At 65.4% G+C, this 10,560-nt stretch carries 9 protein-coding genes; 7 read left to right on the plus strand and 2 right to left on the minus strand.

The genetic code is table 11. The annotated features are described in order from the left end of the window. The 6 genes from AC5RUJ_RS05855 to AC5RUJ_RS05880 all read left to right on the plus strand — a co-directional run. A partial coding sequence (locus AC5RUJ_RS05855; RefSeq protein WP_494155665.1) for a fumarylacetoacetate hydrolase family protein occupies positions 1-758 on the plus strand: 758 nt, incomplete at its 5' end. 40 nt (positions 759-798) lie between these two features. Beyond that, on the plus strand, positions 799-1,281 hold the full coding sequence (locus tag AC5RUJ_RS05860; RefSeq protein WP_494002136.1) for a cupin domain-containing protein: 483 nt from the start codon (positions 799-801) through the stop codon (positions 1,279-1,281). Beyond that, entirely contained in the window at positions 1,278-2,186 is a 909-nt protein-coding gene (locus AC5RUJ_RS05865; RefSeq protein WP_494127810.1) for an acyl-CoA thioesterase, read from the plus strand. Before AC5RUJ_RS05860 ends, AC5RUJ_RS05865 begins: the two co-directional genes overlap by 4 nt. 98 nt (positions 2,187-2,284) lie before the next feature. Then, a complete protein-coding gene (locus AC5RUJ_RS05870; protein ID WP_494127811.1) occupies positions 2,285-3,931 on the plus strand; it encodes an AMP-binding protein in 1,647 nt (548 codons plus the stop codon). Positions 3,932-3,954: 23 nt separating this feature from the next. After that, positions 3,955-6,345: a bifunctional salicylyl-CoA 5-hydroxylase/oxidoreductase gene (locus AC5RUJ_RS05875; protein WP_494127812.1), complete on the plus strand. Its 2,391-nt coding sequence runs from the start codon at positions 3,955-3,957 to the stop codon at positions 6,343-6,345. A gap of 15 nt (positions 6,346-6,360) precedes the next feature. After that, on the plus strand, positions 6,361-7,203 hold the full coding sequence (locus AC5RUJ_RS05880) for an alpha/beta hydrolase family protein (RefSeq protein ID WP_494127813.1): 843 nt from the start codon (positions 6,361-6,363) through the stop codon (positions 7,201-7,203). A gap of 47 nt (positions 7,204-7,250) precedes the next feature. Here AC5RUJ_RS05880 and AC5RUJ_RS05885 read toward each other — a convergent pair whose 3' ends face one another. After that, the gene (locus tag AC5RUJ_RS05885; protein ID WP_494127814.1) at positions 7,251-9,275 is read right to left on the minus strand and encodes a transglycosylase domain-containing protein; all 2,025 of its coding nucleotides are present in this window, start codon (positions 9,273-9,275) and stop codon (positions 7,251-7,253) included. A gap of 324 nt (positions 9,276-9,599) precedes the next feature. Here AC5RUJ_RS05885 and AC5RUJ_RS05890 point away from each other — a divergent pair, with 324 nt between their 5' ends. Next, complete coding sequence (locus AC5RUJ_RS05890) at positions 9,600-9,926, plus strand: cupin domain-containing protein (protein ID WP_494127815.1); 327 nt, start codon at positions 9,600-9,602, stop codon at positions 9,924-9,926. Between the two features lie 30 nt (positions 9,927-9,956). On the opposite strand, the gene AC5RUJ_RS05895 is transcribed toward AC5RUJ_RS05890, so the two are convergent. Further along, positions 9,957-10,560: thiamine pyrophosphate-dependent enzyme (locus AC5RUJ_RS05895; protein WP_494155666.1), on the minus strand; the 604-nt coding region annotated here is incomplete at its 5' end.

Consider the following 10,560-nt stretch of genomic DNA (forward strand, 5'->3'; position numbering starts at 1 on the left):
CCGCGGGCGCGGCCGTCGTCCGGCCCGGGGACCGCGAACTGGCACCGGTGGTGCCGCGGCCGGGCAAGGTGATTTGCTGCGGTCTGAACTACGGCGACCACATCCAGGAAATGGGCCGCGAGCTGCCCGAGTATCCGACGCTGTTCGCCAAGTTCGCGGACACCCTGGCCGGGCCGGAGGACCAACTCACGGTAGCCGGCAGCGAGAACGTCGACTGGGAGGCCGAGCTGGCCGTGGTGGTGGGGGCCACTCTGACCCGCGCCGACGAGGACCAGGCTGCGGCCGCCGTTGCCGGCTACACCGTGGCCAACGATGTCTCCATGCGGGACTGGCAGCGCCGGACCCTGCAGTGGTTCCAAGGCAAGGCTTTCGACGCGAGCACGCCGCTGGGACCGGTGCTGGTTACCGCTGACGAATTCGACGGAAGCGGAGTAGAGGTCCGCGGCTACGTGAACGGCGAACTGGTGCAGCGCGGCCACACCCGCACGCTGGTGTTCGGTCCGGCCAAGCTGCTGTCCTATATTTCGCAGTTCACCACGCTGCGCCCGGGCGACGTGGTCCTGACCGGCACACCCGGGGGAGTGGGCATGGGCATGGTTCCGCCGCGCTTCCTGGCCGACGGCGACGTGCTCAGCACCGAGATCGACGGCATCGGCCGCCTGACTAACCTGATCCGCATCCAGTCCGCCGACGGCTTGTCGGAGCCCGCACCAACACTTTCAGAAACAACGACGGCGGTGCCAGCCGCCCGCGGCTAAGGCGCCTTTCCCATTCACCCCCTTCAACAGAGGAGCAACTATGACTGAAGCAGCCATCGAATACCGCACCGAGGGCGACAACTCGGTCTATGCCGGAGCGGACGGGAAGGTGGTCCCGGTCGTCACCAAATCCGGCAGCGAGGACACGAACACCGCACAGTCCGGTGATTGCGTCCGGGTCTCCGGTGTCTCGATCCAGCACACGCCGGCCACCAAGATCTGGTTCGGCCAGGTCTCCAACGTTCCCGGCTACCGCTCGCTGCCCCACCACCACGGAGAGGCCGAAACCGGCGGTTACGTGCTGCGCGGCCATGGCCGGATCTACTTCGGCGAGGGCTACTCCGAGTTTGTGGACATGAAGGCCGGCGACTGGGTCTTCGTGCCGCCGTTCATGCCGCACGTGGAAGCGAACATGTCCGTCACAGAAGAACTGGTCTGGCTCACCGCCCGCACGCCCGAGAACATCGTGGTCAACCTGGAAGAGGTTCCGGACGAGACGCTGGAAGGATACCGCCGGGCATGAACACCGTAACTGCCCAGGACACCCTGGCGCCCACGTCCGAGACCTTCCTGCGCGCCGTCGAACTGACTGCCGTTGAACCTCAAGTCCACGACCAAGCCTACGAGGCGACCACCCAGTACGTGCCGTGGCCCAAGGCCTACGGCGGCGACATGGTGGCCCAGGCTGCAGCGGCCATGATGCGTTCGGTGGGCGAGGACCGGCAGCTGCATTCGATGCACAGTTACTTTATGCGCCCGGTTGATATTGGGGCCGTGGTCCGCTACGAAGTGGAGAAGCTGCGCGACGGTCGCGGCTACTCCACCCGCAGTGTGCGGGGCTGGCAGGACGGCAAGACCGTGTTCGCCGCCATGGGTTCCTTCCAGGTGCCCGAGGACGGCCCGGAATTCCAGCCGGAGATGCCGGCCAACGTGGACCCGGAGTCGTTGCGCAGCGCCGCCGACGTGCTGGCCGGCGTCGAAGGCGACGCCGCGGCCTACTGGTCGCGGGGGCGCAGCTTCGACATGCGGCACGTGCCCGGCCCGGTGTATCTGGAGATCGAGGGCGAACAGGTGCCGCAGCAAGCTGTCTGGGTGAAGGCATTCGGGCAACTGCCTGACCAAGCCGACGAGCGTGCCACCCGGGACCTGCACCGTACTGCGCTGGCCTACGTCTGCGACTACACCATCCTGGAGCCGATCCTGCGCGCGCAGGGCCACCACTGGGCGGAGCCCGGACTGGTGACCGCAAGCCTGGACCACTCCATGTGGTTTCACCGCGACGGACGCGTTGACGACTGGGTGCTGTACGTCCAGGAAGCGGTTTCCGGCCAGCGCAACCGCGGGCTGGCCACCGGCCGGTTCTTCGACCGTGACGGCCGCCTTCTGGCCACGGTCGCGCAAGAAGGCATGATCCGCACGGCGCGCTGAGCCTGGCGGAGGCACGTGAACCATCCACCTGCCTCCGCTCTGGCCGCCTCACCCGCTCTTTTATCTCCCCGCCCATTCTTCTCTCCGAAAGGAACGCCATGGAGCTTTCCCCGTCAGCTCATGTGGACTCGTTCACGCGCGACCACCTGCCGCCCGTTGAGCAGTGGCCAATCCTGGAATTCACCCTTCCCGAACTGCAGTATCCGGACCGACTTAACGCTGCCACGGTGCTCATCGATGAGGCCGTAACCGCCTTCGGGAGCGAGCAGCCCGCCCTGCATACTCCGGACGGCCAGACGTGGAGCTACGGCCAACTGCAGCAGCGCGCCAACCAAGTGGCGCAGGTGCTCACCGAGGATTTCGGCGTGGTGCCGGGTAACCGTGTCCTGCTGCGCGGCCCCAATAACCCCTGGCTGGTGGCCGCCTGGTTGGGCGTGCTCAAGGCCGGTGCCGTCGTCGTCACCACGATGCCGGTGCTGCGCGCCAGTGAAGTCGCCACCATCTGCCGGTTGACCCGTCCCTCCGCAGCGATCACTGATGCTCGCTTTGCTGATGGACTTGCCGAGGCGGTCGGGGAAGGCATCGCCGTCATGACCTACGGGGCGGACGACCCCGATGACCTCACCGTCAGGTGTGCTGCCAAGAGCGGCAAATTCGACGACGTTGACACAGCGGCGGACGACGTTGCCCTGCTTGGGCCGACCTCGGGTACGACCGGCACGCCGAAGATCACCATGCACTTCCACCGCGACATCCTGGCTAACGCGGACACGTTTGCCCGGTATATCTTGCAGCCCACGGCCGACGACGTGTTCGCGGGATCTCCGCCTCTGGCGTTTACGTTCGGGCTGGGTGGTTTGGTGGTCTTCCCGCTGCGCTTTGGGGCTTCCTCGCTCCTCACTGAACGGGCCACCCCGGTGCAGTTGGCGGAACAGGCAGCCAATGCCGGCGCTACCGTGCTTTTCACGGCACCCACCGCGTACCGCGCAATCCTAAAGGAAGGTCGGGCGGACCTCCTCCGGGGGCTGCGCATAGCGGTGTCTGCAGGAGAGCATCTGCCCAAGGAGACGTGGGAGGCGGTCCATGAGGCCACCGGGCTATCCCTGGTCAACGGGATCGGTTCCACCGAGATGCTGCATGTGTTCATTTCTGCCGCTGGAGACGACATCCGCCCCGGGGCCACGGGGATTGCGATCCCGGGTTTTCGTGCCAAGGTGCTGGACGACGACGGCAACGAAGCCCCCGTCAACCAGCCCGGGAAGCTGGCCGTTATCGGCCCGACCGGTTGCCGCTATCTGGACGACCCGCGGCAGGCAAACTACGTGCAGAACGGCTGGAACATAACCGGCGACACGTTTCTGCGCGACGAGGAAGGCTACTTCGTCTACCAGGCCCGGTCGGACAACATGATTGTCTCGTCCGGCTACAACATCGGGGCCCCCGAGGTGGAAGCGGCGATCGACCAGCATCCGGACGTGGTGGAGAACGCCGTGATCGGTCGGCCGGATCCAGAACGCGGCAGCGTCGTCTGCGCCTTCGTGGTGCTGCGCGAGGGTGCGGTCGGCGACGACGCCACACGCAAGGATATCCAGGACTTCGTCAAGGCAACCATCGCGCCTTACAAATACCCGCGGGACATCAGGTTCGTGACCGAACTGCCGCGCAATCCCAGCGGAAAACTTCAGCACTTCAAACTCCGCGAGCAGGCCGGCCAAGGGGCAGACCTGGCCGGCAGCCCGGCTTAGACCAGACCGGAAGGACAACAGACATGAAAATCGCAATTGTGGGAGGCGGCCCCGGCGGCCTGTACTTCGCAGCCCTGATGAAGCAGTTGGACCCGGCGCACGAGGTGACCGTCTGGGAGCGCAACGCGGCTAATGACACCTTCGGTTTCGGCGTGGTTTTTTCGGACGAAACCCTGGGCGGGATCGGCAACGCGGACCCTGTGGTGGCCGAGTATATGAGCCGCCGATTCGCCCGCTGGTCCGACATCGACATTCACTACCAGGGCGAAACCATCGCCGTGGGCGGCCAAGGTTTCGCTGCCATGAGCCGCAAAGAACTGCTCGAACTGCTGCAGCACCGCTGTGCGGAACTCGGTGTGGACCTGCGCTTCTCAACCCTGGCACCTCCGGTGGAGGAACTCGAAGCCGGCTATGACCTGGTGCTGGCAGCAGACGGCGTAAACTCCCAGATCCGCTCGAAGTACGCCGACTCGTTCGGCCCCAATCTGGACCCGCGGCCGAACAAATTCATGTGGTTGGGTACCGACCTGGTCTTCGAAGCCTTCAAGTTCTTTATCAAAGAGACCGAGCACGGGGTCATACAGATCCACGGCTACCCGTTCTCCGATCAGGGCTCCACGTTCATCGTGGAAATGCCCGAGGACGTCTGGCGCGCTGCCGGCTTCGATGAAACCGAGAACGAGGTGTTTGCCCCGGGCGTCTCCGATGAGAAAGCGATCGCGAAGATCCGGGAGATATTCGCTGACGAGCTTGAGGGCCATCAGGTACTGGCCAACAATTCCAAGTGGCTGAACTTCACCACGGTCCGGAACAGCAGTTGGCGGCACGGCAACGTGGTGCTGCTCGGCGACGCCGCGCACACCGCACACTTCTCCATCGGCTCCGGCACAAAACTGGCCATGGAGGATGCCCTGGCCCTGGCGGCTTGCCTCCACGAACACCAGGATCTGGAGACGGCGCTGGGAGCCTATGAAACCGAGCGGCGGCCAGTGGTCGAATCTACCCAACGCGCCGCGCAGGCGTCACTCGAATGGTTCGAACGCGTGGGCCAATACACCGGGCAGGACCCGGTCCAGTTCACCTTCAACCTGCTCACCCGCAGCCGGCGCATCACGCAGGACAACCTGCGGCTGCGCGATCCGGAATTCGCTCTGAAAGTCGAGGAACACTTCGCCACCTCGCAGGGTCTGGAATCAGTCGCGCCGGCGATGTTCCAGCCGTACCGCATAGGCGGCTTGGAGCTGAAGAACCGCATCGTGGTCTCGCCCATGGATATGTACTCCGCCACCGATGGGATGCCGGCTGACTTCCACAAGGTGCACCTGGGCAGTAAGGCCATGGGCGGCGCCGGCCTGGTCATGACCGAGATGGTGTGCGTCTCGGCAGAAGGCCGTATCACTCCGGGCGACACGGGGCTCTACACGGATGAACAGCGCGACGCATGGGAAGACATTGTCGAGTTCGTCCACGGGCATTCCGACGCCAAGATCGGCGCCCAGATCGGCCACGCGGGCCGCAAAGCGTCCACCAAGCTGATGTGGGAAGGCATCGATCAGCCGCTGGATTCGGGCAACTGGGAGGTCATCGGCCCGTCCCCGCTGCCCTACGGACCGGACAACCAGGTTCCTCGGGAAATGGATCGTGCCCAGATGGATAAGGTCGTGGCAGACTTTGTCGCCGCCACACGTCGGGCAGACGAGGCCGGATTCGACTTGTTGGAAGTGCACGCGGCCCACGGTTATCTCCTCTCCTCCTTCCTGTCCCCGGTGGCCAACCACCGGACGGACGAGTACGGCGGCAGCGTGGAGAACCGGCTGCGCTTCCCGCTGGAGGTCTTCGAGGCGGTGCGGGCTGCGTGGTCGGCGGAGAAACCGCTGACGGTACGCATCTCAGCGACCGACTGGATCGACGGCGGCAACACGCTGGATGAAGCTGTCCAAATCGCCAAGGCGTTTGCGGCCCACGGCGCCGATGGAATTGATGTATCCACCGGCCAGATCGCTAAGGGGGAGAAGCCTCAGTTCGGCCGTAGCTACCAGACGCCGTATGCGGACCGGATCCGCCAGGAAGTGGCAGTTCCCGCGGGCATCGCTGTCATCGCTGTGGGAGCGATTTCCACTTACGACGACGCGAACTCGATCCTGCTGGCCGGGCGCGCCGACCTGATCGCTCTGGGACGAACACACCTGTATGACCCGCACTGGACGCTGCACGCGGCTGCGGAGCAGGACTACCGGGGCGACGGCGTCGCGTGGATCCCACAATTCCGGGCCGGACGGCGCAAACCGCCGAGCGCGCGCACGGACGCGGTCCGCCCGCGACTCTCCCTCATCCGGGAGGTTAACGAGACGGCGGACAACCCGCATCTACGCTGGAAGCCGTTGCGCCCGGCTGAGCCCGCACTGGCAGGCTAAGGTGCGTGGCGTCTGATGACCGACGACGGTTGGCCGGGGCAACGTCCCGGGCCAACCGTCATCGGTCACATTCGTATCCGCCAAGGCGAGCAGGCCGAAAGGGAAGGTTCAGTGAGCACACCCGCAGCAGAAATTCAGACGATCCACTACGGGCCGGAGGCGTCCCAGTGCGTTTTTTGCTGGAATCCAGCCGGCCACGCCGCCCCCGTCGGATTAGCCTTGCTGGTGCACGGCGGCTACTGGCGTGCCCAGTTCGATGCCTCGCTGATGGAACCCATGGCGTCCGACCTGAGCTCGCGTGGATGGGCGGTGGCGAACATCGAATACCGGCGCGGAGCGGCGGAGAGTGAGTGGCCTGAACCGCACGAGGACGTTGACGCGGCAATCCGCGCGGTCACTGAAAGCCCTTGGGCGCAGGAGATGCCCGGACCGCGGATTGCCATCGGTCATTCGGTGGGCGGGCAACTGGTCCTGCTGACCCGCGCGCCGGTTGACGCACTGGTTGCGCTGGCGCCTGTGACGGATGTGGCACGAACCTACGAAGAAAACCTGGCGGAAGGTGCCGTCGTCGAATATTTTGGCGCTGGCCGCCATGATTTGTACCGTGATGCATCACCGGTGCGGCATCGGCCGTCCTCCATCCCCACCTTGGTGGTGCATGGCGATGCTGACCTACGAGTGCCCTTGGACCACACCCGCGACTTCGTCCGCCAGGCCCGGACATATGGTGCCCAGGTCGAACTAAGCGTTCAGCCCGGCATGGACCACGTCCAACTCATTGACCCGCAGGCCGGACACTGGGACAAGGTTCTGACGTGGATCGATGAACAACAATCCCGGTTGGAAGGGGTGCCTTAACCGGGCCGCCATCGTCCGGCAGCGCTGATGCCAGCCCTGGCCGCTCGCTACCTCGTCATCGACCGGTGGGCCTCGGGCAGCTTTACCTTCTTCTCGCCCTTGAGCGCGCCGTCCATGGTTTCCTTCCACACCGGGGCGGCGACTTCGGAGCCGGTCAGGTCTGTGTAGGTCTTGCCGTAGGCCTTGACGCGTTTGAGCGGGTACTCCGCCCCGCCGCGCGGGTCGCCGAGCCAGACGGCGGCTGTGAGCTGCGGGGTGCCGCCCACAATCCAGTTGGCGGCGAAGTCGTTCGTTGTTCCGGTCTTGGCTCCGGCCTCCCGGTTTCCCTTGAGTTCGATGCGCGGCCCCAGGGTTCCTCGCGGGTTGAAGGGTTCCTTGAGCACATCGGCAACGGTGTCCGCGACAGCGGGTTTGATGGCGCGATGGCAATCCGGGTCCGGAACGGGCAGCTCTTTCTTCGTGTCGGTCTTGACTGCCTTGATGATGGTGACCGGTTTGCAGACCGTCCCGTTGCTCATGAAGGCGGCGTAGGCGCTGGCCATTTGCAGCGGCGTGACTTCGTAGGCGCCGAGGGCCAGCGAACCTTCCCTGCCGCTGAGCTTGTCGGGGTTGATGGACGTGATGCCCAGCTTGTTGGCCATCCTTGCCGCGTTGATGACGCCGACGCGCTCGACCAGCTTGATGAAGTAGATATTCACCGAGGCGCGGATGGCCTGGTACGCGTTGATGACTCCATAGTCGACGTTGTCGTAGTTGATGTACCCGCCCTTCGGGTTGTCCAGTTTCGGTGAACGGTAGGGGCCGTCCGCCCGGAACTTTTGGGAGGTGGGGATGCCCTGCGTGAGAGCCGTCGCGAGCACGATCGGCTTCATGGCCGACCCGACCTGGAAGGCGTGCCGGACGTAGACCACCTGGGTCTTGCCTTTGCCCTTGCCCCAGGCGCGGTTCTGCGCGATGGCGGCCACGTGGCCGGTTCCCGGTCGCACGACGGCGGTGCCCAGGGCCGCGCGGTTGTTGTTGCCCAGCGCCCTCTCCACGGCTTTTTGTGCTGCGTCGGCAGCCTTCCGGTCCAACGCGGTGGTCAAGGTCAGGCCGCCCAAGTTGAAGCGCTGCTCTCGGATTTCGGGGGTCTTGCCGAACGCCGGGTTGGACAGGAGTTCTTCGCGGGCCGCCTCGCAGTAGAACGGATACTTGGACCCGCCGCAACCGGATGGCACCTCGCCGCGCTTCACGCCCAGCGGGGCCTCGCGGGCGGCCTGCGCTTCGTCGGCCGGCAGTACTCCCTGCTTTTCCAGCACATCCAGCACGGTGTTGCGCCGCTCCGTGGCGGCTTCGGGGTTGGCGAACGGGTCGAAAGCCGTGGGCGCCTTGAGCAGCCCCACCAACAGGGCCGACTGTGCATAGTCGAGTTTGGCCGCCGGCGTGCTGAAGTAGTAGCGGGCCGCGGCCTCCACGCCGTAGGCACGGTTCCCGAAATAGACGGCGTTCAGGTAGCGCGTGAGGATCTCGTCCTTGGGCAACTGCTTTTCCAAGGCGACGGCATACTTCATCTCCCGGAGCTTGGCGTTGTAGGTGTTGCCTACAGCGACCTTGTCTTCCTCTTCGTTCCGCGCGTGGTTGACCAGCAGGTTCTGGACCAGCTGCTGGGTCAGGGTGGAAGCGCCCTGGACCTCGCTGTTGGTGGCGTTATGCATCAGTGCCCGGGCGATGCCCAGCGGGTCTACGCCGCCGTGTTCGTAGAAGCGGGCATCCTCCGTGCTGATCAGGGTTTTCTTGAAGGCCTCCGACACCTGGTCCAGCTCAACATCCACGCGGTTCTCGCTGGCGAACCGGGCGAATTCCTTGCCGTCCTTGTCCAGCAAAACCGTGTGCTGGGCCAACGGGCGATCCAGCGGCAGGTCGGTCGGCAGCTCTTGCCACATGTCCAGGACCGAATTGCCGACGGCGGACACGCCCACCGCCGCGGGTGCGACGATCGCCCCGGCCGCCAAGGCCGCGACGGCAACGCTCACCACCCACAAGTCGAGGCGCCGACGCCGGAGCTTCTTCTTCGGGCGGCGGGCAGACGCCATCAGTTCGTCGAGGTCGACCTGTTGAAACCTGTTTCGTCGAAAGGGCCACATGATGCGTTATGCGGGAAATCAACGTGACGGATGCATCCGCGCGCAGCCTTCGGGCGGGGCGTTGGGGAGCATTTCCTGACGCTGGATCCCACACCCCTCCTTCCCCGCAGTGGAGCAGTAGAGAAAATGGTAGAAGCTCAAAACCCCCTTCGGTAGGGGCCGGCCTACCCTGTTTTGGCCAGGGGAGGGGCGCCGGCGTGGAGGGCTGCTGCAGGATGGGCGAGGCGCCGGATAGGGTGGCCACGAACAGCCATTTCTGACCGAAGGAGAAACATGCAACGCGACGTGCAGACTGGTTTCGCGGACCAACAGACCGGTGGGCGCCCGCCGGCGGTGGCCACCGTGCAGATCGACAACCACCGGGTGACGGTCACCGAGTGGCGGTTTCCTCCCGGCGCGGAAACCGGCTGGCACGTGCATCCCGTGGACTACGTTGTGGTCCCCATGAGCACCGGGACCCTGACCCTGGAGACCAGCGAGGGGGCGTCGGCCAGCCAGTTGACCGCCGGCGTTTCCTACACGCGCACGGCAGGCAGCGAACACAACGTTGTCAACGAGTCCGACGACGACTTTGTGTTCGTCGAGATCGAGCTCAAGTAGGCGCTTGGCAGCAGCCCGGCCTACGGCGATTCAGCCGGTAACCACCTGTGCGTCGATGAGGACGGGGCCGCTGGCGGCGAGTGCCTTTTGGTAGGCGGCTTCGAATTCTTCGCGGGTGCTGGTGCGTTCGGCCGGGACGCCGTAGCCCTCGGCGATGGAGACGAAGTCGATGCCGCCTAGCTTCAGGCCGGGGACGTCGGGCACGCCCATGCGTTGGGCGAAGCCGGCGAGGGCGCCGTAGCCGGAGTTGTTGACGATGACGAACACGGTCCGCGTCTGCCGGCGGGCCGCGGTGTAGAGGGCGGTGATGCCGTAGTTGGCGGAGCCGTCGCCCACGGTCGCGACGATGGTCTTCTCCGGGGCGCCCAGGGACATGCCCACGGCTGCGGGCAGGCCGAAGCCCAGCCCGCCGGAGGCGGGGAAGTGGTACATGCCCGGGCGGTCGATGGCGATGCGTTCCAGGTAGTCCAGGTCCAGGGTGGTGGTCTCGTTGACGTAGGCGACGGTGTCGTTGACGTGGGTGTTAAGGAGTTCGAGGATTTCGGTGCCGGTCATGCCGTCCGGCGAGGTCTTGGCCGCCGGCAGCTCCCGGGTGCCCGGCTCACCGCGCCGCTGGCCCCGGTCCCTCACGCCG

It is taken from the genome of Arthrobacter sp. Y3223164 (assembly GCF_059091005.1).